22 protein-coding genes are annotated in these 25,416 nt (G+C 66.8%); 7 read left to right on the plus strand and 15 right to left on the minus strand.

The features are described 5' to 3' along the window. Positions 1-382 precede the first annotated feature (382 nt). The 5 genes from E3T19_RS06150 to E3T19_RS06170 form a co-directional block, all read right to left on the minus strand. Positions 383-1,402 (minus strand): LacI family DNA-binding transcriptional regulator, encoded by a 1,020-nt coding sequence (locus E3T19_RS06150; protein ID WP_103460502.1) that lies wholly within the window; start codon positions 1,400-1,402, stop codon positions 383-385. 161 nt (positions 1,403-1,563) lie between these two features. Next, complete coding sequence (locus E3T19_RS06155) at positions 1,564-2,580, minus strand: LacI family DNA-binding transcriptional regulator (RefSeq protein WP_088455056.1); 1,017 nt, start codon at positions 2,578-2,580, stop codon at positions 1,564-1,566. Between the two features lie 19 nt (positions 2,581-2,599). Beyond that, the gene (locus E3T19_RS06160; RefSeq protein WP_088455055.1) at positions 2,600-3,505 is read right to left on the minus strand and encodes a carbohydrate ABC transporter permease; all 906 of its coding nucleotides are present in this window, start codon (positions 3,503-3,505) and stop codon (positions 2,600-2,602) included. Positions 3,506-3,508: 3 nt separating this feature from the next. Then, the gene (locus E3T19_RS06165) at positions 3,509-4,378 is read right to left on the minus strand and encodes a carbohydrate ABC transporter permease (protein ID WP_088457822.1); all 870 of its coding nucleotides are present in this window, start codon (positions 4,376-4,378) and stop codon (positions 3,509-3,511) included. A gap of 224 nt (positions 4,379-4,602) precedes the next feature. Beyond that, entirely contained in the window at positions 4,603-5,904 is a 1,302-nt protein-coding gene (locus E3T19_RS06170) for an ABC transporter substrate-binding protein (RefSeq protein WP_134408358.1), read from the minus strand. Positions 5,905-6,097: 193 nt separating this feature from the next. Here E3T19_RS06170 and E3T19_RS06175 point away from each other — a divergent pair, with 193 nt between their 5' ends. Further along, positions 6,098-8,128, plus strand: a complete 2,031-nt coding sequence (locus tag E3T19_RS06175) for a beta-galactosidase (RefSeq protein WP_134408359.1) — start codon at positions 6,098-6,100, stop codon at positions 8,126-8,128. A gap of 77 nt (positions 8,129-8,205) precedes the next feature. Here the strand turns inward: E3T19_RS06175 and E3T19_RS06180 are convergent, their stop codons facing one another. The 3 genes from E3T19_RS06180 to E3T19_RS06190 all read right to left on the minus strand — a co-directional run bounded on the left by E3T19_RS06180 (position 8,206) and on the right by E3T19_RS06190 (position 11,600). Beyond that, the gene (locus tag E3T19_RS06180; protein ID WP_241980044.1) at positions 8,206-8,880 is read right to left on the minus strand and encodes a cyclase family protein; all 675 of its coding nucleotides are present in this window, start codon (positions 8,878-8,880) and stop codon (positions 8,206-8,208) included. A 181-nt stretch (positions 8,881-9,061) separates the two neighbouring features. After that, positions 9,062-10,222, minus strand: a complete 1,161-nt coding sequence (locus E3T19_RS06185) for a cystathionine gamma-synthase (protein ID WP_088455051.1) — start codon at positions 10,220-10,222, stop codon at positions 9,062-9,064. Positions 10,223-10,235: 13 nt separating this feature from the next. Then, positions 10,236-11,600, minus strand: a complete 1,365-nt coding sequence (locus E3T19_RS06190; protein WP_088455050.1) for a cystathionine beta-synthase — start codon at positions 11,598-11,600, stop codon at positions 10,236-10,238. 273 nt (positions 11,601-11,873) lie between these two features. Here E3T19_RS06190 and E3T19_RS06195 point away from each other — a divergent pair, with 273 nt between their 5' ends. Together E3T19_RS06195 and E3T19_RS06200 are read left to right on the plus strand one after the other, a co-directional pair. Further along, entirely contained in the window at positions 11,874-12,560 is a 687-nt protein-coding gene (locus E3T19_RS06195) for a DUF3105 domain-containing protein (RefSeq protein WP_088455049.1), read from the plus strand. After that, a complete protein-coding gene (locus E3T19_RS06200) occupies positions 12,541-13,200 on the plus strand; it encodes a DUF305 domain-containing protein (RefSeq protein WP_134408361.1) in 660 nt (219 codons plus the stop codon). Before E3T19_RS06195 ends, E3T19_RS06200 begins: the two co-directional genes overlap by 20 nt. Positions 13,201-13,237: 37 nt before the next feature. Here the strand turns inward: E3T19_RS06200 and E3T19_RS06205 are convergent, their stop codons facing one another. The 4 genes from E3T19_RS06205 to E3T19_RS06220 all read right to left on the minus strand — a co-directional run bounded on the left by E3T19_RS06205 (position 13,238) and on the right by E3T19_RS06220 (position 18,795). Beyond that, positions 13,238-15,130, minus strand: a complete 1,893-nt coding sequence (locus E3T19_RS06205) for an ABC transporter ATP-binding protein (protein WP_134408362.1) — start codon at positions 15,128-15,130, stop codon at positions 13,238-13,240. A gap of 90 nt (positions 15,131-15,220) precedes the next feature. After that, complete coding sequence (locus E3T19_RS06210) at positions 15,221-16,195, minus strand: carbohydrate ABC transporter permease (protein ID WP_088455046.1); 975 nt, start codon at positions 16,193-16,195, stop codon at positions 15,221-15,223. Next, positions 16,192-17,325: a carbohydrate ABC transporter permease gene (locus tag E3T19_RS06215; RefSeq protein WP_103460512.1), complete on the minus strand. Its 1,134-nt coding sequence runs from the start codon at positions 17,323-17,325 to the stop codon at positions 16,192-16,194. Before E3T19_RS06215 ends, E3T19_RS06210 begins: the two co-directional genes overlap by 4 nt. Before the next feature lie 153 nt (positions 17,326-17,478). Next, entirely contained in the window at positions 17,479-18,795 is a 1,317-nt protein-coding gene (locus tag E3T19_RS06220) for an ABC transporter substrate-binding protein (RefSeq protein WP_088455044.1), read from the minus strand. A 300-nt stretch (positions 18,796-19,095) separates the two neighbouring features. On the opposite strand from E3T19_RS06220, the gene E3T19_RS06225 reads away from it, so the two are divergent. Both E3T19_RS06225 and E3T19_RS06230 read left to right on the plus strand, forming a co-directional pair. Then, the gene (locus E3T19_RS06225) at positions 19,096-20,106 is read left to right on the plus strand and encodes a LacI family DNA-binding transcriptional regulator (protein WP_088455043.1); all 1,011 of its coding nucleotides are present in this window, start codon (positions 19,096-19,098) and stop codon (positions 20,104-20,106) included. 97 nt (positions 20,107-20,203) lie between these two features. After that, a complete protein-coding gene (locus tag E3T19_RS06230) occupies positions 20,204-21,160 on the plus strand; it encodes a DNA-3-methyladenine glycosylase (RefSeq protein WP_088455042.1) in 957 nt (318 codons plus the stop codon). A 30-nt stretch (positions 21,161-21,190) separates the two neighbouring features. On the opposite strand, the gene E3T19_RS06235 is transcribed toward E3T19_RS06230, so the two are convergent. The 3 genes from E3T19_RS06235 to rplJ form a co-directional block, all read right to left on the minus strand. Next, a complete protein-coding gene (locus E3T19_RS06235; protein ID WP_134408363.1) occupies positions 21,191-21,694 on the minus strand; it encodes a MarR family winged helix-turn-helix transcriptional regulator in 504 nt (167 codons plus the stop codon). Between the two features lie 162 nt (positions 21,695-21,856). Then, positions 21,857-22,240 (minus strand): 50S ribosomal protein L7/L12, encoded by a 384-nt coding sequence (gene rplL, locus E3T19_RS06240; protein ID WP_066592329.1) that lies wholly within the window; start codon positions 22,238-22,240, stop codon positions 21,857-21,859. A 51-nt stretch (positions 22,241-22,291) separates the two neighbouring features. Next, entirely contained in the window at positions 22,292-22,807 is a 516-nt protein-coding gene (gene rplJ, locus E3T19_RS06245) for a 50S ribosomal protein L10 (protein ID WP_088455040.1), read from the minus strand. A gap of 316 nt (positions 22,808-23,123) precedes the next feature. Between rplJ and E3T19_RS06250 the strand changes: the two genes are divergently transcribed. Both E3T19_RS06250 and E3T19_RS06255 read left to right on the plus strand, forming a co-directional pair. Beyond that, a complete protein-coding gene (locus E3T19_RS06250; protein WP_370294255.1) occupies positions 23,124-24,893 on the plus strand; it encodes an MDR family MFS transporter in 1,770 nt (589 codons plus the stop codon). Positions 24,894-24,903: 10 nt separating this feature from the next. After that, positions 24,904-25,416, plus strand: a complete 513-nt coding sequence (locus E3T19_RS06255) for a MarR family winged helix-turn-helix transcriptional regulator (protein ID WP_240632342.1) — start codon at positions 24,904-24,906, stop codon at positions 25,414-25,416.

Genomic DNA, 25,416 nt, shown 5'->3' on the forward strand with positions numbered 1-25,416 from the left:
ACACGTTACCGCCGGTCCACACCACCAAGCCATTGGCCGTCAACTCACCATGCAGCCGAGCGATATCCGCCCGCACACGCGCGATCGCGACCTCGATCTGCGGGCCGAAGGTGCTCATACCGACACCGCGGCAGCTGCAGGGTTGCCGATTCCGGAGGCGTAAGACTCGTCTGCAGCTGCGGCCTGTGCGGCGCGCTGCGCGGTGGACGTGCTCACAGAATCGACTCCCTTGTCTGAGGTGCTACGGGTGAAACTTCAAATGTGAACGGTCACATTGCTGACCTCATGTTAGTCGCATCTGGGAAACATCTGTCAAGTTCGGATTATCACCTTTGGGTAACAGCCTTGATCAGGGGCCCGACCTGGCGCCAGATGGTGCCGGTCAGAACGCCGGCGGGCCCGTGGACGCCCGCACGACGAGCTCGGGGATGATGGCGCCGCGGCGCTCTGGGGAGACGGCGCTGATGTCGTCGAGCAGCAGCGCCATGCAGCGTCGACCGAGTTCGGGGAAGTCTTGCCGCACCGTCGTGAGCGGCGGCCAGAAATGTGCCGCTTCCGGAATATCATCGAAGCCGACCACGCTGACATCGCCCGGGATGCTCAGTCCGGCATCCCTGATGGCATGCATCAGGCCGAGCGCCATCTGGTCGTTCGACGAGAAGATGGCGGTGAAATCGCGCACCCGCAACAGCTCGCGGCCGGCGTAGTAGCCGAAGTCGGCGGTCCAGTCGCCCAGGATGGGCGCCGTGGTCGGCACATCCATCGCCCCCATCTCGTCGAGGAAGCCGCGCATGCGGGCCTCGGCCTCGATCCAGTCCTGCGGACCGGCCAGATGGTAGATATTGCGATGACCCAGGTCGATGAGGTGCCGGGTCGCGGCCCGGGCACCGGAGATCTGGTCGAAAGACAGGCCGTGTTCATTCAGCTTCCCGGTGGACTGCAAGGTCACGTATGGCACGGCGATGGAGAGCTGTTCGAGGACGTCGAAGACCCGCATCTGCGGGGCGATGACGACGATTCCCTCCACGGACTGCAGCATCAGGTGGTCAAGGGCGGCCTCGATGGTGTCCGGGTCGACGGAGGTGAGATTGGCGGTGTTGACGTAGTAGCCGGCTTCGCGGGCGGCATCCTGGATGGCGGCGATGCTGCTGGCCGGTCCGTATTGCGAACTCGACGCCGCGAGTACCCCGATGGTGCGCGACGTGCCGCGGGACAGGGCACGGGCCGCCCGGTTGGGGCGGTACTGCAGGTCCTCCATGACCTGCTGCACGCGGGCCTTGGTCGAATCACGGATGCTCGGGTGGTTGTTGAGCACTCTGGAGACCGTCTGGTGCGACACGCCGGCAAGGCGCGCGACATCCCGGATGCTGGGTGCGCGACTCTTGGGCAGATCAGCTGGCACGGGAGGAGGCCTCGTTCGAATGTGCACGGTCACAATTGTGGACGCACCCCAATTATGCACGCGACGCGCCTTGACGAAGTGCACGATGTGACGGTCACATGCCCCAGCAATGGAGCCATGTGACAGTCACAAGGGCACCTTGTCGCGGAAGCGCACTCGACTCAGGCGCTCTCGCGCACCACCAGATCGGTGGGCAGCACGATGGCGGCGGGCCGTTCACCATCGATGACTCGCAGCAGCAAACGCACCATTTCCTCGCTGATCCTCTCGAACGGCTGGTGCATCGTGGTCAGACCCGGAATGGTCATGGTCGCCACTGGGGCGTCGTCGAAGCCGCCGACGGCGACGTCGTCAGGTACCCGGCGGCCGGACGCCAGCAACACGTCGATGGCGCCGGCCGCCATCATGTCATTCGCCGCGAAGACGGCGTCGAGGTCGGGCTGGCTCTCCAGGAGCTCGGTCATCGCCAGCGCCCCACTGACCCGGCTGTAGTCGCCGCGGGCCACGAAACTCGGGTCGAAGGCCGCCCCGAGTTCGTCGGCATATGCCTCGAACCGACGCATGCCTCCAGAGGTATCTTCCGGTCCGGCGATGGTCGCGATACGGGAACGGCCGAGCCCGTGCAGATAGCGGACCATTTCCCTGGCCCCCTCGTAGTCGTCCGCGGCGACGTAACCCATCTTCCTCTCAAAGCCCAGCGGCACGCCGCAGGCGATGGCCGGCACGTTCGCGGCGATGATCTCGGAGATCAGGCCGCGCCGGCCGCTGTGCGAGGACACGAGCAGCACCCCGTCGACGTGACCGGCGGTGATGAACTCGGTCGCCCGGCGCTGTTCGTCCTCGTTACCGGCCATGATCAGCACGAGCGAGATGTCGTGTTCGGACAGCGCCTTCGACGCCCCGCGCATCAGCACCGCGAAGTTCGGGTCTTCGAAGAGGCGGTCGTGTGATTCGGTGAGCAGGAACGCCACCGAATTCGCCCGGCTGGTGGCGAGGCTGCGGGCGTGCGGGTTGACCCGGTAACCGGTCTTCTTGATCGCGCTGTTGACAGAGGCCAGCGAATCCGGACTCACCCAGTGGCCGCCGTTGAGCACCCTGGACACCGTGCCCCTGGACACGCCGGCAGCGGCGGCCACATCATCGATGGTCGGCCGGCGCTTGGCGGGTGGCGGGGTCACGAGTGAAGCCTAGCGACCGTCAGGCCTTGACCGCACCGGCCGCGAGGTCAACCTTCCAGTAGCGCTGCAGAACGAGGAACAGGATGATCAGGGGGATGATCGACAGCAGCGCGCCGGTGATCACGAGGGTGTACATCGACGGTGCGGATGCGCCCTGGTTGAGCAGGCCGCTCAGGCCGACGGTCACCGGGAACAGTTTGTCGTCGCCGAGCATGATGTAGGGCAGCATGAAGTTGTTCCAGACCGCCACGAACTGGAACAGGAAGATCGTCACCAGGCCCGGGCCCATCATCGGCAGGGCGATGCGGTTGAAGATGTACAGCTCGCCGGCGCCCTCGGTGCGGGAGGCCTCGATGACCTCGGTGGGCACGGAGGCGGCGGCGTAGATGCGAGCCAGGTAGATGCCGTACGGGCTGATGATCTGGGGCAGCAGCACCGACCACATGGTGTTGGTCAGGCCCACCTCGGCCAGCAGGAAGTACTGCGGGATGGCCAGGATGACGCCGGGAACCAGCACGCCCATCAGAAGGATCGAGAAGACGACCTTCTTGCCGGGGAATTCGAACTTGGCCAGCACATAGCCGGAGATCGCCGAGATCCAGGTGGAGGCCAGGGCGCCGACGCCCGCGTAGATCGCGGTGTTGAGCACCCAGCGCCAGAACAGGCCGTCGCGGTACTGGCTGAGCTGCACGATGTTATCCCACAGGTGGGTGCTCGGCATCAGCGTGAAGGTGGAGAACAGTTCGGAGCTGTCCTTGCTCGACGCCATCAGGACCCAGAAGACCGGGAACAGGCAGTAGATCGCACCGATGATGAGGATGCCGGTGGACACCGGGCTGGCCTTCTGCCGGAAGGTGCGGGCCGAGGCCCGCTCGGCCTTGCGCTGGGCGCGGTCGGGCCGGGTGGGCGTGAGTGTGGTTGTCATGGGTCAGTCCTCCTGGCCGAAGGCGCGTTTCTGCACGACGCGCAGGAACAGGAATGAGAAGGCGAAGGTCACCAGGGCGATGACGATCGAGGTGGCGGCGGCGGAGTAGATGTCGTCGCGGGTGAACGCATCCCGGTAGACCAGCATCAGCGGCGACCAACTGGTGGACAGCGAGTTGGTGAGCGGGCGGAGCGTGGTGGGCTCGGCGAACACCTGCAGGGTGGCGACCATCGAGAACAGCGCGGTCATCACGATCGCCGGGGCGATGATGGGGACCTTGATTCGCAGTGCGATCTGGATCTCGCTGGCTCCGTCCAGTTTGGCGGCTTCGTAGATGTCGGACGGTACCGACTTGAGGGAGGTATACATCACGATCATGTTGAATCCCACGCCGCCCCAGAGGGCGATGTTGGCGATCGCGAAGGTGACCCCGCCGGAGGAGAGCAGCGAGGGCACGTCCCAGCCGAGCTTGTCGAAGACGAAGTAGAACGGGCTCACGGCGGGGAGGTAGAGGAAGCCCCAGAGCAGGGAGCTGATCACGGCCGGAACGGCGTACGGCAGGAAGATGGCGGTGCGGGAGAAGCCGGCGGCGCGGGTGCGGCGGGAATCCAGCAGCAGGGCGAAGAGCAGCGCGAGGCCCAGCATCAGTGGGATCAGGATGAAGCCGTAGACCAGCACTCGTCCGACGCTGGCGCCGAATTCGGTGTTCGTGAGGGTCGTGACGTAGTTGTCGATGCCGGCGAAGACCGTGCTGCGAGCGCCGGAGCCGAGGCCGAGGCCGGACACCTTGGTCTTCTGGAAGCTCAGGAAGAGCGTGTAGACGATGGGCGCGGCCATGAAGGCCACGAACAGGATGATGCCGGGGGCCAGCATGGCGTAGGGCACGAGCACCCTTGAACGAAAGGTGCCGCGTCCCCGGCGAACCGTCGGGGTGCTGCTCCGGGTGGCCACGGGGGCCTCTGTCACTGTCACGGGTTGTCCTCAATCGACACGATCTGGGGTGGTGATGGATGGTGGAGGGAGTCCGCCGGCCGGTGGGCCGGCGGACTCTCCGGGGCGAGACGCGACGGTACCCGACCGCGTCTATTCGACCGCGTCTATTCGACCGTGAAGCCGCTCTTCTTCATGTCGTCGGTGGTGATCTTCTGCATGGCAGTGACGGCATCGAGGAAGGCGCTCTGGGTTTTGGCGTCGGCCGCCTTCGCGAACTCGTCGTTGTAGGCGCTGTAGGCCACGTTCACGTTCGGTCCGTAGGTGAACGGGCTCACGGTGTCGGCCACCTCCGCGGCGACCTCGTAGAAGTCCGGCTGGTTGCTGAAGAACTCCGGCGGGGAGGTCAGCGCGGCCTTGGCCTGTTCGGCGTCGGCGGGGTAGATCCCGGCCGTGGTGACCAGGGCCTGGACGGCTTCGGCGTCGGTGTTCAGCCAGGTGGCGAACTTGGCGGCCTCCTCCGGGTGGTCGGACTGCGTGGTGACGGCCGTTGACGATCCGCCCCAGTTGCCCGTCGCGGGCGCGTCGACATCCCACTGCGGCATCGGCGCGGCCTTCCAGAGGCCGGCGGTGTCTGCAGCGTTGCCGCCGAGCACGCCGGGTGCCCAGACGGCGCTCAGCCAGCCCACCTGTTCGCCGTTGTTCAGGCCGGCGTTCCACTCGGGCGTGTACATGGGCTTGTTGTCGATGACGCCCTCTTCTACGAGGCCGCCCCAGTAACCGGCAACGGTCTCGGTGGGGGTTTCGGCGATGTCGACGCTCCAGGCCTCACCGTCGATGCCCCACCAGGAGGCACCGGCCTGCTGGGCCATGCCCGTGAACCAGCCGGCGTCATTGGACGAGAAGGTGCCCAGGTACTTGGCCGGGTCAGCAGCGTGCACGGCGCGGGCGACGGCGGCGTATTCGTCCCAGGTGGTGGGCACGGCCAGGCCGAGCTGCTCGAGGATGTCGGCCCGGTAGAAGAACATCATCGGTCCGCTGTCCTGGGGGATCGCGTAAATCGCGTCGGATCCGAGCGTGACGGAGTCCCAGACGCCGTCGGCAAAGGCATCCTGGACGTCGCCGGCGCCGTATTCGGACAGGTCGGCGAGAGCGTCGGAGGAGACCAGGGTGGGGATCTTCTGGTACTCGGCCTGGATCAGGTCGGGTGCACCGCTGCCGGCCTTGATGGCCGTGAGCAGTTTGGTGATGGCGGGGTCGCCGCCGTCCTGCTTCTGCACGGTGACCTGGATGTCGGGGTTCTCCGCGTTCCAGATGTCAACGACCTCTTCGAGGTTCGGGGCCCAGGCCCAGTAGTTCAGCTCGACCGGGCCGTCGTCACCCCCGCCCGTGTTTGCCGAACAACCTGACATGAGCAGTGCGGCGGCCGTGGCCATGGCCACTGCCCCTACCCGAATTGACGTGCGCATTCGTCCTCCTTGATGAAAGCTGGGTGCTGTGTGGTGGCGCCCAGCTGTCGTATCGAGAAAACTCGGGCTCGACTGGGAGCGGTACTAGTAATTCACACATTTCTAGCCTTGTCAACATGCGGTCTTGATCTGGATTATGCCAATCGGCTGTGCTAGAACTGGGAGCGCACACAGTTGAAGGAGCCTTAGACCAATGTCGATCCACACCCCATTCCCCGCCAGAGCGCCCGCGACAGACCGGTGGTTGAAGGGCACGACCGGGCTTCGTTACGGTGGCGACTACAACCCGGAGCAGTGGCCCCGCGAGACCTGGCTGGAAGACATCAAGCTGATGAAGCAGGCCGGGATCAACCTGGTCAGCATCGCGATCTTCGCCTGGGGCATCCTGGAGCCACGCGAGGGCGAATACGACTTCAGCAAGCTCGACGACATCTTCGGCCTGCTGCACGAGGCCGGCATCGACATCGACCTCGCCACGCCCACCGCGGCCCCGCCGGCCTGGTTCTGGAAGAAATACCCGGACTCCCGGCCGGTCACCCGGGACGGCATCACCCTGGGCAACGGTTCCCGCGGCATGGTCAGCCCGTCGAGCCCCGACTACCGCCGGGCCGCCGCGGCCATCACCGAGCAGCTCGCCCGCCGGTATGCGAACCACCCCGCCCTTGTGCTCTGGCACGTGCACAACGAGTACGGTGCGCCCATCAGCGACTCCTACGACGACCACTCCGTCGCCGCCTTCAGGGTCTGGCTGCAGAAGCGTTACGGCACCCTTGACACCCTCAATGAGAAGTGGGGCACCACCTTCTGGGGACAGGTGTACGGCGAGTGGGACGAGATCGACGCGCCCCGCCAGTCGGCCTCGGTGAGCAACCAGGCGCAGCGCCTGGACTTCCACCGGTTCACCTCCGACGCGTTGCTCGAGTGCTACATCAACGAGCGCGATGTCATCCGCCGGTTCACCCCGGACATCCCCGTGACCACCAACTTCATGGCCACCAATTGCCTCTCCCCCGACTACTGGAAGTGGGCCAGGGAGGTGGACATCGTCGCCAACGACCACTACCTGGTGGCCGAACGCGCCGACAACCATGTGTTGCTGGCCATGGATGCCGACCTGTCCCGGTCGCTGGCCGGCGGCGCCCCGTGGATCCTGATGGAGCACTCCACCGGCGCCGTCAACTGGCAGCCCCGCAACATCGCCAAGCGTGCCGGCGAGATGGCCCGCAACTCACTCTCCCACCTGGCCCGCGGCGCCGACGGCATCCTGTTCTTCCAGTTCCGGGCCTCCAGGTTCGGCGTTGAGAAGTTCCACTCCGCGATGCTGCCGCACGCCGGAGCCGAGACCCGGGTCTGGCGCGAGGTCGTCGCCCTGGGCGAAACCCTCGGGTCCCTCGAGGCCGTGCGCGGCTCCCGCGTGCAGGCTCGCGTCGCGCTGCTCTGGGACACCGAGTCGTTCTGGGCACAGGACTTCGAATGGCGCCCGAGCGCCGAACTGGGCCACCGCGAACGCCTCGAGGCCTTCTACACGGCGCTGTGGAACCGCAACGTGTCGGTGGACTTCGCGCATCCGCGCGACGACCTCACCGGCTACGACCTCGTTATCGCGCCCAGCCTCTACCTCGCCGGTCCGGCGGCCTCGGAGAACCTCACCGGCTACGTGCGGGACGGCGGCCACCTGGTCGTCTCCTACTTCTCCGGCATCGTCGACGAGAACGACACCGTCTACCCGGGAGCCGCGCCCGGCGCGCTCCGGGAGGTGCTCGGCCTGACCATCCCGGAGTTCCTGCCCCTGCACAAGAACGAGACCGTCACCCTCAGCGATTCCCGCACCGGAACCGCCTGGACCGACGACATCGAGGTCTCCACCGCTGAGGTGCTGGCCCGGTACGTGGACGGCCCGGCCGCCGGCGGACCGGCCCTCACCCGCAACGCGTTCGGTGCGGGGTCGGCCTGGTACATCTCGACCAAGCTCACCGGAACCGACCTGGACTCCCTGCTGCTGGACGTCCTCAACACCGCCGGCATCGAGGCGGCCCGCGGCATCGACGGCGTCGAGACCATCATCCGGTCCACCGACACCGACGAGTTCCTGTTCGTGATCAACCACACGGATGCCGACCAGTCCTGGCCGGCCTCCGGAACCGAGTTGCTCACCCAGGCCACGGTCGACGGCACCGTCCTGGTACCGGCCGGACTCACCCGCGTGGTGCACAGCGTCCGATAGCGGCTAACTGTTCCCCGTGCGGACAACTGTTCCCGGCGCACCGGGCGCACGTGTCCGCACGGGGAACAGTTGCAGGGTCAGGGCAGCCGGGCGAACGCCCGCACCGGGAAGGTGCCGAAGTCCCGCACCCGCGGTGGCACGGCGGTGAATCGGGCTCCCCGGTCGGGGAGCCCGCCGAGCCCGGTGAGGTGCTCGACCACGGGGATCCCCGCGGCCAGCAGAAGTGAGTGCGCCGGCCGCTCCCCGCCGGACTCGGTGTCGTCGATGTTGAGGGAATCGATTCCCACCAGGGTCGCGCCGGCGGCCACCAACGCCCTGGCGCCGTCCCCGGTGAGGAACGGCGCACTGCTCGCGTAAGCTGCCGTGCCAAAGTGGCGGTCCCACCCTGTGTGCAGCAGAACGGCGGTTCCACCGAGGTTCAGGCCGTCGAAGGCAGCCGCCGGGATCCCTCGCTCCGACGCCTGCTCGCAGCGGAACACGTGTGCGGGCAGGTCGGCGAGAGCCTCGAGCGGCAGCCCGGCCAGGTCGACCCCGCCCTCGTACCGGTGGAACGGGCTGTCGAGGTACGTTCCGGTGTTGCCGATCATCGTGATGGTGTCCATGGCGAACTCGGTGCCCTCCGCGTAACGGCTGCGCGAATCCGCCCTGGTGAGGTGCGGTGTGATCACCGGCGCCGGCAGTCCGGGGTAGGTCACCAGCCCCGCGCTGATCTCGTGGCTGAGGTCGACGAAGCTGGAGGCGGAAGCCGGCATAGGAGTTCTCTCTGATCGGTCACGGGGAGGGGAAAAAGACCTGGTTGGGAGTAAAACCGCTCCCTTGGGTCCAGTGTGCCCGATCCGCACGGCCCCGCCAATGGCAGAACTGACATGGTTCATCGACTTCCCGCCACCCCGGAGTGACCGCGTGCTGCCACAGCACCACCCGGCGCCGGCCTCAGGCGCTGGGCAGGGCCTGAGCGAGGTCGGCCAGCAGGTCGTCGATGTCTTCGATGCCCACCGACAGGCGCACGATGTTGGTGGCCACTTCGAGCTCGGTTCCGCGCACCGAGGCGTGGGTCATCTCGGACGGGTAGTTCACCAGCGATTCGACGCCGCCGAGCGATTCGGCCAGCTGGAACAGGTGCATCGACTCGGCGAACCGCCGGGCCGCGGTTTCGCCGCCGCGGAACGCCAGGGAGAGCATGCCGCCGAAGGCACTCATCTGTGCCTTGGCCAGCTCGTGGCCGGGGTGGCTTTCCAGGCCCGGGTAGTAGACCTTCTCGATGGCGGGGTGGGTCTGGAGGTACCGGGCGATGGTGAGTGCGTTGCTGCTGTGCCGGTCCATCCGCACCGCGAGGGTCTTGATGCCGCGCACGGTGAGCCAGGCGTCCAGCGGCGCGGACACCGGGCCGGCCGCGAACTGGATGAACTTGACCTTCTCGGCGAGCTCGTCATCGTTGATGACCAGGCCGCCGCCGATGACGTCGGAGTGTCCGCCGAGGTACTTGGTGGTGGAGTGCACGACGACGTCGGCGCCGAGGGCGAGGGGCTGCTGCAGGGCGGGGGACGCGAAGGTGTTGTCCACGACCACGAGCACGCCGTGGCGGTGGCCGATCTCGACGAGGCCGGCGATGTCGCTGATCTTCATCAGCGGGTTGCTCGGCGTCTCCACCCAGAGGATCTTCGTTTCGCCGGGGAGGATCGCGGCCTCGACAGCGGTCAGGTCGCTCATCTCCACCGTCGTGTTGCGCACACCCCAGGCGCCGTGCACCCGGTTGATCAGCCGGTGCGTGCCGCCGTAGACGTCGTTGCCGAGCACCACGTGATCACCCGGAACGAGGACCGCGCGCAGCAGGCTGTCCTCGGCGGCGAGGCCGCTGGCGAACGACAGCCCGTGCCGGCCGCCTTCGAGTGCGGCGAGCATAGTTTCCAGTGACGTGCGGGTGGGGTTGCCGCCGCGGCTGTACTCGTAGCCGCCGCGCAGTCCCCCGATGCCGTCCTGCACGTAGGTGGAGGTCTGGTAGATCGGCGGGATGACGGCGCCGGTGGTCGGGTCGAATTCCTGACCGGCGTGGATGGCGATGGTGTTGAACTTCTGGTTCTCGGACTGGCTCATGGTGTTATCGCTTTCAGACGCTGAGGTAGGTGAGGAGGTCGTGCCGGGTGATCACGCCGAGCGGCTTGCCGCCGTCGGTGACGAGCAGCGCATCGTGTTCGGCGAACGCGGCGCGCGCCGAACCGACGGGCTCGTTCACGCCGATCAGTGGCAGGGCGTCGCCCACGATCGAGCCGACCTTGTCGGTGAGCTGGGCTTCGCCGGAGAACACCCGGCCCATCAGGCTGCGCTCGTCGAGCGCACCGACAACCTCGCCCATCACGACGGGCGGCTTGGCCGTCAGTACGAGCAGCTGTGACACGCTCGCCGAGGTCATGGTCTCGATGGCGTCGCGCACGGTGTCGTTCGGGTGCACATAGACGAACGCCGGAAGGGTGCCGGTCTTGGAGTGCAGCAGGTCGGCGACGGTGTGACCGGCGGGCGCATTCGAGAAGCCGTAACTCCGCATCCAGCCGTCGTTGAAGATCTTGCCCAGGTAGCCGCGGCCGCCGTCCGGCAGCAGCACGACCACGACGGCGTCGGCAGGCAGGTCCTTCGCGGCCCGCAGCGCCGCGACGACCGCCATGCCACTGGAGCCGCCGACCAGGATGCCCTCTTCGAGGGCGAGACGGCGGGTCATGGCGAAGGAGTCGGCGTCGGAGACCGCGATGATCTCGTGCGGAACGGCCGGGTCGTACGCGCCAGGCCAGAAGTCCTCGCCGACGCCCTCGACGAGGTAGGGCCGACCGGTGCCGCCGGAGTAGACCGACCCCTCGGGGTCGGCGCCGATGATGCGCACGGCTTCGTTCGACACCTCCCGCAGGTAGCGGCCGGTTCCGGTGATGGTGCCGCCGGTGCCGACGCCGGCGACGAAGTGGGTGACCGTTCCGTCGGTGTCGCGCCAGATCTCCGGGCCGGTGGACTCGTAGTGGCTGAGCGGGCCGTTCGGGTTGGCGTATTGGTTGGGCTTGAAGGCGCCGGGGATCTCGCGGGCGAGGCGGTCCGACACGCTGTAGTACGACTCGGGGTCGTCGGGGGCGACGGATGTCGGTGTCACGACGATCTCGGCGCCGTAGGCGGTGAGAACGTTGCGCTTGTCCTCGCCCACCTTGTCCGGCAGCACGAATACGCACTTGTAGCCGCGTTGCTGGGCCACCAGGGCCAGGCCGACGCCGGTGTTACCGGAGGTCGGCTCGACGATGGTGCCGCCCGGCAGCAGTTGCCCGTCACGCTCGGCGGCGTCGATGATGCGGGTCGCGATGCGGTCCTTCGCGGACCCGCCGGGGTTGAGATATTCGAGCTTGACCAGCACGGTGGCGGACACGCCCTCCGTGACCTTGTGCAGCTTGACCAGCGGCGTGTTGCCGATGAGGTCGAGAATGGTGTCGGCGATTTTCATGATGGGATCCTTACGTCGATCGACGTGTCGCGGGACGATGCAGGCGTGGCCGCTGGCCTGGGTGGGCGGTCCTGGTACCGAGAGTGTGAGTGTGCGGGTCGGCTAGCGAAAGCAGCAACAGGGACACGACGTCAGGGTGATCACTCCTTCACTCTAGTCGCCGCCCGGGAGGCGCGGCCAGCCTGTGAAGCATCTGTGAGATCACAAACCGAGGAAGCCCACGCACCGGTGCATGCGTTCGAATAAGTGCACAGCAAACGAAAGAGGCCCCTCGTGACCCCTGCCCCGCCCACCGGCACATCCGGATCTTCGTCGCCCAAGCCCGGCGTCAAGCAGCAACGGGCGGCGCAGCGCGCCCAGAAGCTCGAGCAGTACCACCGCGATCAAAAACGCAGCGCCCGCAACCGGCGCATCGGCCTGATCAGCGGGATCACCGTGGCCGTCGCGGTCATCGGCCTGCTGATCACCTCGATCGTGCTGACCCCGCAGAGCGCGAGCTACTCCGCCGGTGGCGACGGTGCCGACATCGACGGTGTGGAAACGTTCGAGAACGCCTCGTTGCACGTGGAGACCCCCGTCTCGTACCCGCAGACTCCGCCCGCCGGCGGCGACCACAATCCCACTTGGCTGAATTGCGGCGTCTACACCGAACCAGTGCCGAACGAGAACGCCGTGCACTCCCTCGAGCACGGTGCCCTCTGGGTGACCTACGACCCCGCCATGTCCGATGACGAGCTGGCCACGCTCAAGCAGGCGCTCCCGTCCACCTACGTGATCCTCTCGCCGTTCGACGGCCTGCCCGCCCCCATCGTGGTGAGCGGCTGGAACGTGCAGCTGCAGGTCGACTCGGCCGACGATGAGCGCATCGCCGCGTTCTTCGAAGAGCACTGGAAGAGCAACAACGTTCCCGAACCCGGCGCGCTCTGCACCGGCGCCTACGATGCCCCCGGAAAGGCGTAGCTCGGCCCGGCGTGCCGCGCTGGTCGTCACGGCCGCGATTGCGGCCGTCGCGATCGGCCTGGTCGGCTTCTCCGTCGGCCGGTTGAGCACCATCGACAATCCCACGCCCACATCGACCAGCGCCGAGGCCGGTTTTGCGCGCGACATGCAGGTGCACCACCTGCAGGGGGTCGAATTGGCCATGATCATCCGCGACCGCACCGAGGCGGCGGATGTGCGCCTGCTCGGCTACGACATCGCCACTACCCAGGCGCAGCAGGCCGGCCAGCTCTACGGCTGGCTCACCGAGTGGGACCTGTCCCAGGCTGGCCCCGAACCCTCGATGACCTGGATGACCCGGCCCGGCCGTTCGGACACCTCTCACGCGCACCCCGAGGGAACCCACACCCCGGGCGCCCCGATGCCCGGGCTCGCCACCGACGAGCAGATCGCCGGCCTCACCGCGTCGACGGGAGTCGACGCCGAGCGCCGGTTCCTCACCCTGATGATCGCCCACCACTTGGGCGCCGTCGAAATGGCCGAGTCGGTGCAAGATCGCGCCAACAACACCTCGGTGCTCGGTTTTGCGAACTCGGTGATCATCTCCCAGGAGGCCGAGATCACCCTCATGGAGTCCATGCTCGCCGACCGCGAGCCGTGACCTCAGCACCAGAAACTCGAGGTTTTCTGGGCCTATCTCACAGTTCGCGAGCCTGCACGGGGGTCTGCTCGGCGTAGAGGGATGCGTAGGTGCCACCCTCGGCGAGCAACTCCTGGTGGGTGCCGGCCTCGACGACGCGACCGTGGTCGATGACGAAGATCACGTCGGCGGTCACAATCGTCGACAAGCGGTGGGCGATGGCGATGGTCGTGCGCCCCCGGGAAGCGGTATCGAGGGCGGCCTGCACTACCCGCTCGGAGATCGCGTCCAGGGCGCTGGTCGCCTCGTCGAGGATCAGCACCTCAGGGTCCTTCAGCAGCACCCGGGCGATGGCCACCCGCTGCTTCTCGCCGCCGGAGAGCCGGTAGCCCCGCTCGCCGACCACGGTGTCATAGCCGTCCGGGAAAGACGCGATGGTGTTGTGGATGTTCGCGGCCCGCGCGGCGATCTCGAGCTCGGCATCCGTGGCCTCGGGTTTGGCGTACCGGAGGTTCTCGGCGATGGTCGCGTGGAAGAGGTAGGTTTCCTGGCTCACGATGCCGATGTGGGAGACCAGCGACTCCTGCTCGAGGTCACGCACGTCGACCCCGGAGAACAGCACCCGGCCGCCCGTCGCCTCGTAGAAGCGCGGGATCAGGTACGACACCGTGGTCTTGCCCGCGCCGCTGGGCCCGACGAAGGCGGCGAACGCGCCGGGTTCGATCGTGAACGAGACCGCGTCGAGGGTCGGCCGGGCGTCGGCGTCGGCATCCGGGTAGGCGAAGGTGACGGCGTCGAACTGCACCCGACCGGTGACTGCGGGCACCGGGCGGGCACCGGGAGCGTCGCTGATGGCGGGGGTGAGGTCGAGGTATTGGAAGATTCGCGCGAAGAGTGCGCTGGAGGTCTGCAGGTCCAGGGCCACCCGCATCAGCCCCAGCAAAGGGAAGAGCAGCCGCGCCTGAACCGTGGTGAAGGCCACGACGGTGCCCGCGGTGATGTCGGTGGCGCTGTTCGTGAGGAGGAGGCCGGCCACCAAGTAGACGATGGCCGGGATGCTGGACAGGAAGATGCTGACCATGGCGAAGAACCACTGGCCGCTCATCTGCTGGCTGACCTGCAGGTGCACCTGGTTGTCGTTCTCGTGCGCGTACCGGGCGATCTCGGCCTTTTGCCGGGTGAAGCTCTTGGACAGCAGGATGCCGGACACGCTCAGGGTCTCCTGGGTGATCGCGGTCATGTCGGAGAGGGACTCCTGGGTCTTGCCCGCGATGCGGGCCCGGACCCGGCCCACCCGGCGCTGTGCGAAGACCAAGATCGGCATCAGGATCACGGCCACGATCGTCAGCTGCCAGTTGAGCAGCAGCATTGCCACGAACGCGGCGATCACCGTGACGGCGTTGCCGAGCACACTGGAGACGGTGTTGGTGAGCACGCTCGCCACCCCGCCGACATCGTTCTGCAGCCTGGACTGGATCACGCCGGTCTTGGTGCGGGTGAAGAAGCTCAGCTCCATCGCCTGCAGGTGGGTGAACAGCCGCACCCGCAGTTCACCCATCACCGAGTTGCCCACGGTTGCGGTGAGCCAGGTCTGCCAGACGCCCAGCAGCGCGGTGGTGAGATAGGCCGCGATCATCAGCGCCACCAGCACGGTCAGCCGCTGCAGGTCCGGGCCGCCAGAGGGCGGGAACAGACCCTCGTCGAACGCGCGCTGGATCAGCAGCGGCGGAAGCACCGACAGTGCCGCAGATATCAGCACCAGGATGACGGTGACGGTGAGCTTCCGGGCGTGCGGGGCGAACAGCGCCCTGATGCGGTCGAACAGGTTGGGAATCTCGGGCGCTTCGGCGTTCTGCGCCTTCTGGGCGGCCGGGTCGTCACCGCTGACGCGGTTGCGGCGGCCACGAAACTCTTCAGGGGGACGTCCGCCCGTGCCGTGCGATCCGCTCATGGTCTCACTCTAAGACAGCGGACCGGCCCCGGAAATCCGGGACCGGTCCGTCGCAGCCGAGTCCAGTGCCGGCCCGGCCAGGTGAGGAAGTTAGCCCTTCGTGGAACCGGCCAACAGGCCGCGCACGAAGTAGCGCTGCAGGCTGAAGAAGACGATCAGCGGAACCAGGATCGAGATGAACGCGCCCGCTGTGAGCAGGTGCCAGTCCTGGCCCCGGCTACCGGTGATCTCGGCCAGCAGCTTGGTCATCGGTGCCACCGCGCCATCCGCGAAGATCAGCGCCACGAGCAGGTCGTTCCAGACCCAGAGGAACTGGAAGATGGCGAAGGACGCGATCGCGGGCATGGTCAGCGGCAGCACGATCCGGAAGAAGATCTGCCCGTGACCGGCGCCGTCGACCCGCGCCGCCTCGATGACGTCGGCGGGGATCTCAGACACGAAGTTGTGCAGCAGATAGATGGCCAGCGGCAGAGCGAACATCGTGTGTGCGATCCACACCTGCGAATAGCCGCCGGCGTCACTGATCGAGGAGACCACCGGGAAGCCGAAGATCTCACCCCGTGAGAAGAACTGCAGAAGCGGCACCAGGGCCATCTGCAGCGGAACGATCTGCAGCGCGAAAACCGCGATGAACAGCACGTTCTTGCCGCGGAAGTTGATCCACGCGAACGCGTAGGCCGCGAGGCTGGCGATGATCAGGGGCAGCAGCGTGGCCGGCAGGGTGATCGCGATCGAGTTGATGAAAGCGCCGGCCAGGTTCAGCTGGCTGTTACCGGCCTGGAGCACCTCGCTGTAGTTGTCGAGGGTGAGGCCCCAGTTCGAGAAGAGCGTCCACCATCCGGTGGTGCGCACCTCCTGGGCCGGGCGGAACGAGGAGACGAAGAGACCGAAGGTGGGCACCGTCCAGAGCACAGCGATCACGAGTGCCGCGATCGTGGCGCCCCGGCTGGTCAACCGCTTCTTGGTGCGCTTGGCCGCGGTGAACTCCCCGCGGCGTTCGCCGCGGCGGAGCTGGTTTTTGGTGTTCTTGTCGACGGGGAGCTCCACCGGAAGAATCGCGCTCATCGGATTTCCCTCTGCTTCTGAATCTGGCGGGCGTTGTAGACGACGATCGGAAGGACGAGCAGGAACAGGATCACGGCGAAGGCGGCGGACCGGCCCTGCTCGAAGTTCTTGAACTGCGTGTACATCTCGTTCGCGATGACGCTCGTGTCGTTGGAGCCTGCCGTCATGGTCCGGACGATGTCGAAGACCTTGAGGGAGGCGATGGAGATCGTCGTCAGGACAACGATGAGGGCGCTGCGGATGCCGGGAACCGTGACGTTGGTGAACTTCTGCCACGCGTTGGTGCCGTCGAGTTCGGCGGCCTCCAGCTGCTCGGCCGGCACACCCTTGATGGCCGCGGAGAGCACCACCATGGCGAATCCGGTTTGCACCCAGATCAGCACGACGATCAGGAAGACCGTGTTCCAGGGTGCGACGGCGAGGAAGTCGACGGGGTTGCCGCCGAGCCACACCACGATCTGGTTGAGCAGGCCGATCTGATTCTGGTCGGCCGGACGCGCCGTGTAGATGAAGCGCCAGATGATGGACGCCCCGACGAAGGAGATGGCCATGGGCATGAAGACCATGATCTTGAAGTACTTCTCACCGCGGCTCTTGTCGATGAAGACCGCGTAGGCCAGGCCGGCGATCGTCGATACGAGCGGGGTGATGAGCACCCAGACGATCGTGTTGAGTACGGTGCGGATGGCCTCGGGCTGCGTGAACACCCAGATGAAGTTGTCGAAGCCGATGAACTCGGTTCCCCGCGAGTTCATAAACGCCTGCACCGTGGTCTGGATGGTCGGAATGACGAGGCCGACGATCAGGAGCAGGATGGCCGGCGCGAGAAAGCCGAAGAGTTGGAAGAGGTAGCCGGCGCCGGAGCGCGAGCGGTAGTCGACGATGAAGAAGACCCCACCGAGGACGGCAGCCGCGGCGATGGCCCACCAGTACGATCCGGCAGCGACCAGGATCAGCAGGGGTGCGGCGATGCAGACGGCGAGACGGATGACGGTGTAAACGGTGCCCGTTCGCGGGGCTATTTCGACGAAGAACAGGATCGCGGCCACCAGGGCCACGAACGCGAGAATGATGATGGGGACTTGAACCAGGGGCGGCAAGTCAGCCAGCCAGGCAAGGAATGCCGACATGTGAAACCTCTCGAGTACGACTGCGGACTCACAGTGTTTTGCTGGTGGGGCGGAATACCACCGCCCCGGTACACCAGTAGGGGGTGCGGGTCGCCCTCCTCAGAGGACGACCCGCACGGTTGGGCTGTTAGACGAGCCGGTTGTCGAACCAGACTAGTTGGAGGGCCAGCCGGCTTCGATGCTCGTGAGCACCTCACCCGTCGGGGCTCCATTGATCCAGTTGACCATTCCCTTCCAGAAGGTGCCGGCGCCAACGGAGCCGGGCATCAGGTCGGAGGCGTCGAAGCGGAAAGTGGTTTCCGAGTCCTGAAGGATCTTGATGGCTTCCTGCAGGATCGGGCTCTGCGCGTTGGCCGGGTCGAGACCCGAGTTGGCGCTGATGACCCCGCCGAGGCTGACGCGGCTGTTCGCCCAGTCATCGCTGGAGAGGTACGTCTGCACGGCCTGGGTGTCTGCGTCGTCCGAGAACGCTCCGACAATCTCGCCACCACCGGTGACAGCCTGGCTGCCGGCCTCCTGGGCCGGGGTGATGAAGGCCCACACGTCACCGTCGGGACCGACCTCGCCGCCGGCATCCGTGATGAAGCCGTCGAAGAAGGAGGCCTGGTGGTGCAGGGCGCAGGTGCCCTCGGCGAGCGGCGTGGCTACGTCACCGAACGCGATGCTGTTGATCGAGCTCACATCGCCGAAGGTGGCGTTGACGTAGGACGGGTTCAGCAGGATCTCGCCGACGGAGTCGAATGCGGATGCAATCGCCGGGTCCGTGAACGGAATCTCGTTGGCAACCCACTTGTCGTAGGTCTCAGCGCCGGCCTCACGCAGAACGAGGTCCTCGACCCAGTCCGTGCCCGGCCAACCGGTTGCGTCACCAGAGCCGAATCCGGCGCACCACGGGGCGCTGCCGGTCTTCTCCTGGATGGTCTTCGTCACGGCGAGGAGCTCGTCCCAGGTCTCGGGAACTTCGACACCCCACTCGGTGAACTTGGCCGGGGAATACCAGACGAAGCCCTTGACGCTGGCCATCAGCGGAGCGCCGTAGAACGTGTCGCCGACGGTGCCGTATGCCTTCCAGTCGGACGACCAGAACTCGTCGACGTTGTCTTCAACGGACGAGGGGGCCGGCTTGAGGAAGTCGCGACTGGCGAGGTCGGCCATCAGGCCGGGCTGCGGGAAGATCGCGAGGTCTGGAGCGCTGCCGCCCTGAGCACGGATGGCGATCTGAGCTTCGAATTCCTTCGACGCCTCGTACTGGATGTCGATGTCGTTCTCTTCTTCCCAAGCCTTCCAGGACTCTTCGAGAAGCTCGGCCTCGGTGTCAGCGATGGTGCCGTAGACGGTGACGACACCGTCACCCTCGGCTCCGGCTTCGGCGCTCGTGCTGCCGGGACCACCGGAACAGCCGGCCAATGTCAGCCCGGCAATCGCGACCATGGCGATGGGTGCTGTGATTCGGCGGTGGAATGACCGCATTCTTCCTCCTCGTTGAGTGGTTGCGGTGCGCCGGGATCCCCCGGACAAACACCAAGGTGCTGCAGGAACTGCTCGTCGTGCTGGAAACGGTTGCACAAGGAACCGGTTCCACACCACAAAGTACGGCACAGATTCGTTCGACACAAGCCCAATATGGTTACAGATTGACAAAGATCGCGCTCTCATGCCAACGACGCTTCAAACCGGTCACACTTCGGTGTCGAATTTCTGGAACCGATTCCAGCCCGGCCGCCGAGGAGATATGGTGGCCAGAGCGGTTCCAACGACGGGGAGGCTGGCATGAGCGCGATCGCGGATGTAGCACGCATGGCCGGCGTCGCCAAGGCCACGGCCTCCCGGGCGCTCAGCGGCCGGGGCTACGTGTCGGACGAAACGCGTCAGAAGGTGGTCGACGCCGCCGCCCTGATCGGCTACGTCGCCTCGCCCAATGCGGCCAGCCTGGTGACCGGCCGGACCAAGAGCATCGGCGTGATCATTCCCTTCATCAGCCGCTGGTTTTTCTCCGAGATCCTGGAGAGCCTCGAGCAGTCCCTGCTCGCCGAGGGCTACGACATGACGCTCTACAACCTCCCCGCACATTCGGCCGAACGGGAGCGGGTCTTCGATTTCTTCCTCGCCCGCAAGCGGTTCGACGGTGTCATCTCCGTGGGCGTCGAGCTCAGCGATGCCGAGGTGGAGCTCCTGCACCGGCTGGGCCGTCCTCTGGTGGGCATCGGCGGTGAGATCCCCGGCGTGCATACCATCGCGATCGACGACATCGCGGCCGCGCGCCTGGCCACCGAACACCTGATCAGCCTCGGGCACACCGACATCCGTCATGTCGGCGGTGATCAGGTGGACCAGATGGACTTTGCCGTGCACACCAAACGGCTCACCGGTTTCAACTCGGCCATGCACGCCGCCGGCCTGTCCAGGGATGGCCGCTTCGCCCCCTGCGCCTTCACGGTTCCCGGGGGGTACGAGACCGGTCTGGCGCTGTTCGGTAATCCGCACCGGCGGCCGACGGCGGTCTTCGCGGCGAGCGACGAGATCGCGTTCGGCCTCATTGTCGCGGCCAGGGAGCTCGGCATCCTGATCCCGTCCGAGCTCTCGGTGATCGGCATCGACGGCCATCCGTATGCCGAGATGTTCCGGCTCACCACCATCGAACAGCACCCGCGCAACCAGGCCAGGATGGCCGTTGAGTCCCTGCTGGGTGCGCTCGAGCAGCCGTCGGCGCCGGTCACACCCGGGCTCACCAGGGCGCCGACCAACCTGGTCATGCGCTCCAGCACCAGCGCACCCCGGTGACCCGGTGACCCGGTGACCCGGCTCCGCAACTGTTGCCGTGCGCAACAGTTGGGGTGGTCGCCCCAGACCGTCAGCGGCGCGGGTTAGCCTCGAGGGGATGATTTCCGACCCTTCAGACGACGCCAGCGCCGGCACGGACCGGGATGCCACCCCCCGGGCATCCACCCGGTACGCACCCCGGCGCCCGTTCGACCTGGCGGCCACCATGGCCCCGCACAGTCGCGGTCGCGGCGACCCCACCGCCCGCGCCGATGCCGCCGGGCTCTGGCGCACCCAACGCACCCCGCTCGGACCGGCGACCCTGCTGCTTCGGCAGGCCGCCGACGGCGGCGTCGACGCCAAGGCCTGGGGACCGGGCGCCGAGTGGTGCATCGCCCAGGTACCCGCCCTGCTGGGCGACGGCGACGACTGGACCGGACTCGACCTCGGCGGCCACGGTGTTCTTGCCGAGGTCCGCCGCCGTAACCCCGGCGTCTGGCTGGGCAGCTCCGGGCTGGTCTTCGAGGCGCTGATCCCGGCAATCATCGAACAGAAGGTCACCACTCTCGAGGCCCACCGTGCCTGGTACCGGCTCATCCGCCAGCACGGCGAGGCGGCCCCTGGCCCCGCACCAGCGGGGATGATGGTCTCCCCCGGACCGGAACGCTGGCGCCTGGTGCCGTCGTGGGACTGGCACCGGGCCGGCGTCGATCCGCGCCGCTCACGCACGGCCGTTTCTGTTGCGGCCGTGGCGGCATCTCTCGACCGGCCCGTCGACGCCGTCACGGCCTCACGACGGCTGCAGTCCCTGCCCGGCGTCGGCCGCTGGACCGCCGCGGAGGTGACTCAGCGCTCGCACGGCGACCCCGATTCGGTGAGCGTGGGCGACTACCATCTGGCCGCCCAGGTGGGCTGGGCCCTGACCGGATCCCCCGTCGACGACGACGGCATGCTCGAACTGCTCGATCCCTTCGCGGGACACCGCCAGCGTGTGGTGCGCCTCATCCTGGGCAGCGGCTACCGCGCCCCGCGCCGCGGCCCGCGCATGACCATCCAGGACCACCGCTCGCACTAACCGGGCCGGCCGCACACGCTGAATGGGCGGTCACCGGGGCTCGGAGGCCGGGCGGGGCGGCGCCGCCATCCGGTCCGGCGGCGTTACGCGGTGCGGTGCGGCCATCCGCTCGCCGGCCTCGACCCTGTCGCGCAGGATGGCGACGGCGCGTTCGAGGGTGCCGACATCGTCGATGGGCAGGTCGGCAAAGTAGGGCAGCAGGGCGGCGACCAGCTCGGTCCGCCAGGCGATCAGAGCCGCGACACCCGCCGGGGTGCTAGCGATGAGGCTGGCCCTGGCATCGTCGGGGTCGCCGGCGCGTTCGACCCAGCCTCGGTCGACGAGGCTGCCCACCAGCTTGGTGGCGGTGGGCTGCGAGACCCGGCTGCGCTCGGCCAGGTCGCCTAGGCGGATCGGGCCGCTGGAGAGCAGCACGCTGAGGGTGCGCCACAGAGCGGGCGATTCCGTGCCGCGCGCTGCACGGGCCGCGACGCGGGTGAGCCGGTGGTTGACGGACACGAGGTCCCCGAGGATGTCAGGAAGTGCTGCGGGCATCCCCCCACCATATACAGGCCGAATCGCCCGCGACCCGTGAGGAAAGCCCCAGAAACTCGAGAGTTTTGGTGCTTTTCTCACGGTTCGCGGGTTAACGGCAGCGGGCGCCGCATCCAATGGATGCGACGCCCGTGCGAGCAACTAACCCCTTGCGGGGCGAGATTACTTGAGGGTGACGGTGGCGCCAGCGGCCTCGAGGGAAGCCTTTGCCTTCTCGGCAGCTTCCTTCGCAACGCCCTCGAGGACGGCCTTCGGCGCGCCATCGACAACGGCCTTGGCCTCGCCGAGGCCCAGGCTGGTGAGCTCGCGCACAACCTTGATGACCTGGATCTTCTTGTCGCCGACGGCGTCGAGGATGACGTCGAACGCGCTCTGCTCTTCGACCTCTTCGGCAGCGGCGGCGGGGCCAGCGGCTCCGGCGACGGCGACGGGTGCAGCCGCGGTGACCTCGAAGGTCTCCTCGAATGCCTTGACGAACTCGGAGAGCTCGATGAGGGTGAGGCCCTTGAACTGCTCGAGCAGCTCTTCAGTGGAAAGCTTTGCCATGATTTTTCTCCTATTAGTTTCTTAGTTACTCACCGCGGTACAGGCAGATGCCTAGTTCGCGGACTCCTGCTTTTCACGCAGCGCTTCGATGGTGCGAACAGCCTTCGACAGCGGTGCGTTGAACAGATATGCGGCTCCGAACAGCGAGGCCTTGAAGGCGCCGGCAAGCTTGCCGAGCAGAACTTCACGGGACTCGAGGTCGGCGAGCTTGCCTACCTCTGCGGCGGTCAGGGGGTTACCGTCGAAGTAACCGCCCTTGACAACCAGGAGAGGGTTTGCCTTGGTAAAGGCACGCAGCTTCTTCGCGACGGCGACAGGGTCACCGTGTACGAAAGCGATAGCGGACGGACCAACGAGCTCCTCGTCGAAAGACGTGATGCCGGCGTTGTTGGCCGCGATCTTGGTGAGCGTGTTCTTTACCACGGCGTACGTGGCGTCCTCACTGATGGACGTGCGCAGCTCCTTGAGCTTCGCAACAGTGAGTCCGCGGTACTCGGTGAGCAGAACGGCGGTCGAGCTCTGGAATTTCTCCTGCAGCTCGGCGACCGTTGCTTCCTTGTTCGCCATGGCGCTCCTCTAAATATTCATGTGCCGGTAGCCCGGGGCGCAGACATGAAAAAAGCTCCAGCGCAAGCGCCGGAGCTGAGGCCAGTTTGACTGGCTAACTTCGAACACCTGCGCGGGCCGTTCACGTGAATGAACCTTCGATCGCTTTTCCATTTCTGGGCAGCGACAACCGGCGGTCTTTGGCTGTTCCCCACCATACGGGATCCCCCTGGCGGTGCGCAAATCGGGCCAACGCCCACCCGGCTTCGCAAACTAGTTGACAAAGGTCCACTATGTATTTATAGTTGACATCTGTCAATTATCTAGCTGGAGATTCATGTCACGCCGTTCTCGCACCACCACTCCCCCGAACCGGGCCATCACGGCCGACGGTTCCATGACCAAGCGCCAGGTTCTCGAGGCCCTGTCCGGCCTGCTGCTGGGCATGTTCGTGTCGATCCTCGCCGGAACCGTGGTCAGCACCTCACTGCCGATCATCATCTCCGACCTGAAGGGTGACCAGTCCGCATACACCTGGGTCATCACCGCCACCCTGCTCGCCACCACGGTGTCCACGCCCATCTGGGGCAAGTTCGCCGACCTCTTCAACCGCAAGTTGCTCATCCAGCTGGCCCTGGCCACCTTCGTGATCGGCTCGGCACTGGCCGGCTTCTCGCAGGACACCGGAACCCTCATCGGCTTCCGCGTGCTGCAGGGCCTCGGCGCCGGCGGTCTCGCCGCGCTCAGCCAGATCATCATGGCCGACATCATCAGCCCCCGGGACCGCGGCAAGTACGCCGGCCTGTTCGGCGGCGTCATGGCCCTCGGCACCGTCGGCGGCCCGCTGCTCGGCGGCGTGGTGACGGATGCCTTCGGCTGGCGCTGGAACTTCTTCATCGCCCTGCCCGTGGCCATCGTGGCCATCGTGCTCCTGCAGCGCACCCTGCACCTGCCCCCGCGGGTCAAGCGCGTGGTGAAGATCGACTACCTCGGTGCCGTGCTGATCGCCGGCGGCGTCTCGCTGCTGATGATCTGGGTCACCCTGGCCGGCAACAACTTCGAGTGGGCATCCGTCACCTCCTTCGTCATGGTCGCCGCCGCCGCGCTGCTGCTCATCGCCGCCGTGATCGTCGAGTTCACGGTGCCGGAGCCGATCATCCCGCTGACGCTGTTCAAGAACCGCACCTTCACCCTCGCCACCGTCGCCAGCATCTCGGTGGGCGTGTCGATGTTCGGCACCTCCGTCTTCCTCAGCCAGTACATGCAGCTGGCCCGCGGGGCCACGCCCACCCAGTCCGGCCTGCTCACCATCCCGATGATGGGCGGCCTGCTCATCTCGTCCACGTTGTTCGGCACCCTGATCAGCCGCACCGGCAAGTGGAAGGCCGTCATGGTCTCTGGTTCGGTCCTCGTCGTCGCCGGACTCCTGCTGCTCGGCAGCCTGCAGTACGACACCAACCTGATCCTGGTCGGTATCTTCATGTTCGTGCTCGGCGCGGGCCTGGGCATGGTCATGCAGAACCTGGTCCTGGTCGTTCAGAACTCGATCGAGGTCACCAACCTGGGTGTGGCCACCAGCGCTGTCACGTTCTTCCGCAGCCTCGGCGGCACGATCGGTGTCTCGGTTCTCGGCTCGGTGCTCGGCACCGTCGTGGCCCAGAACATCAAGGACGGCATCGGCACCCTCGCGCCGGCCGACCAGGCCATCGCGGTGAAGACGCTGGGCTCCGGCGTCATCCCGCACGTCAACACCCTGCCTGACGCCATCCGCGTCGTCGTCGAGTCGGCCTACGGCACCGGCGTCGGCACGGTCTTCCTGCTCGGTGTGCCGCTTGCCGTGATCACCCTGGTGATGGTCGCGCTGATGCCCAACGCGTCGCTCGGTACCCAGACCGCCATCGCCCTGACCAAGGCCCAGGCGACGAAGAAGGCACCCGAAAACCTCGAGGACAACGACCTGCGCGAACTCGAAGACGCCGAGGACATGCTGATCGAAGTGGGCGCTGCCGCCGTCGGCCTCACCCCGGTGGGCCTGGCCCACCCGACCGGCTCGATCCGCGTGCAGCCCGGCACCGACCCGTCGGAAAACCCGAGCACCGGTCGCTAGTGTGATGGTCATGACCGACCACGGCGAGCTTCCCCCGGTCCCCGAGCCCGGCGTCACGGCCGCCCTGTCCCCCGACACCGCGACCGAGGCCGCCGAGGCCTTGGCCGACGTCGAGGAGCAGATGATGCAATTGGCGGCCTATGTGCGCGGCGCCCTGCGCGATTCGGCTCTGCGCATCGACCCGGCGCTGCAACCGTTCGGCCTCAAGATCCTGCGCACCCTGCGACGCTGCGGACCCACGCACGCCAGCGCGCTGGCCGAGTTGCTCGAGGTGGACCGCAGTGTGATCAGCCGTCAGGCCCGGCTGCTCGAGGACCTCGGCCTGCTCGAACTGGCCGCGGACCCGGCCGACGGGCGCGCCAGGTTCCTCGCGGCAACCCCGTTGGCGATGGAGAAGATGGCGGCCGTGCCGGGAGGCGACAAGAGCCTGCTGCACGGCCGGCTGACCGCGTGGCCCGAAGCCGACCTGCAGCAGTTCGCCCTGCTGCTGAAACGGCTGAACTCCCCCGACGGCGCACGGTAG

The sequence above is a fragment of the Cryobacterium sp. TMT4-31 genome (genome assembly GCF_004403385.1).
Lineage (GTDB): Bacteria > Actinomycetota > Actinomycetes > Actinomycetales > Microbacteriaceae > Cryobacterium > Cryobacterium zongtaii.

Bases quoted from the DNA above. Each gene is read 5' to 3' on its own strand.
- E3T19_RS06185 (WP_088455051.1), bottom strand. From the start codon at position 10,222: ATGAGCCAGTCCGAGAACCAGAAGTTCAACACCATCGCCATCCACGCC.
- rplL (WP_066592329.1), bottom strand. From the start codon at position 22,240: ATGGCAAAGCTTTCCACTGAAGAGCTGCTCGAGCAGTTCAAGGGCCTC.
- E3T19_RS06230 (WP_088455042.1), top strand. From the start codon at position 20,204: ATGATTTCCGACCCTTCAGACGACGCCAGCGCCGGCACGGACCGGGAT.
- E3T19_RS06205 (WP_134408362.1), bottom strand. From the start codon at position 15,130: ATGAGCGGATCGCACGGCACGGGCGGACGTCCCCCTGAAGAGTTTCGT.
- E3T19_RS06200 (WP_134408361.1), top strand. From the start codon at position 12,541: ATGCCCCCGGAAAGGCGTAGCTCGGCCCGGCGTGCCGCGCTGGTCGTC.
- E3T19_RS06235 (WP_134408363.1), bottom strand. From the start codon at position 21,694: ATGCCCGCAGCACTTCCTGACATCCTCGGGGACCTCGTGTCCGTCAAC.
- E3T19_RS06180 (WP_241980044.1), bottom strand. From the start codon at position 8,880: ATGCCGGCTTCCGCCTCCAGCTTCGTCGACCTCAGCCACGAGATCAGC.
- E3T19_RS06165 (WP_088457822.1), bottom strand. From the start codon at position 4,378: ATGCTGGCCCCCGGCATCATCCTGTTCGTGGCCTTCATGGCCGCGCCC.
- E3T19_RS06190 (WP_088455050.1), bottom strand. From the start codon at position 11,600: ATGAAAATCGCCGACACCATTCTCGACCTCATCGGCAACACGCCGCTG.
- rplJ (WP_088455040.1), bottom strand. From the start codon at position 22,807: ATGGCGAACAAGGAAGCAACGGTCGCCGAGCTGCAGGAGAAATTCCAG.
- E3T19_RS06215 (WP_103460512.1), bottom strand. From the start codon at position 17,325: ATGTCGGCATTCCTTGCCTGGCTGGCTGACTTGCCGCCCCTGGTTCAA.
- E3T19_RS06170 (WP_134408358.1), bottom strand. From the start codon at position 5,904: ATGCGCACGTCAATTCGGGTAGGGGCAGTGGCCATGGCCACGGCCGCC.
- E3T19_RS06220 (WP_088455044.1), bottom strand. From the start codon at position 18,795: ATGCGGTCATTCCACCGCCGAATCACAGCACCCATCGCCATGGTCGCG.
- E3T19_RS06160 (WP_088455055.1), bottom strand. From the start codon at position 3,505: ATGACAACCACACTCACGCCCACCCGGCCCGACCGCGCCCAGCGCAAG.
- E3T19_RS06175 (WP_134408359.1), top strand. From the start codon at position 6,098: ATGTCGATCCACACCCCATTCCCCGCCAGAGCGCCCGCGACAGACCGG.
- E3T19_RS06255 (WP_240632342.1), top strand. From the start codon at position 24,904: ATGACCGACCACGGCGAGCTTCCCCCGGTCCCCGAGCCCGGCGTCACG.
- E3T19_RS06225 (WP_088455043.1), top strand. From the start codon at position 19,096: ATGAGCGCGATCGCGGATGTAGCACGCATGGCCGGCGTCGCCAAGGCC.
- E3T19_RS06250 (WP_370294255.1), top strand. From the start codon at position 23,124: ATGTCACGCCGTTCTCGCACCACCACTCCCCCGAACCGGGCCATCACG.
- E3T19_RS06210 (WP_088455046.1), bottom strand. From the start codon at position 16,195: ATGAGCGCGATTCTTCCGGTGGAGCTCCCCGTCGACAAGAACACCAAA.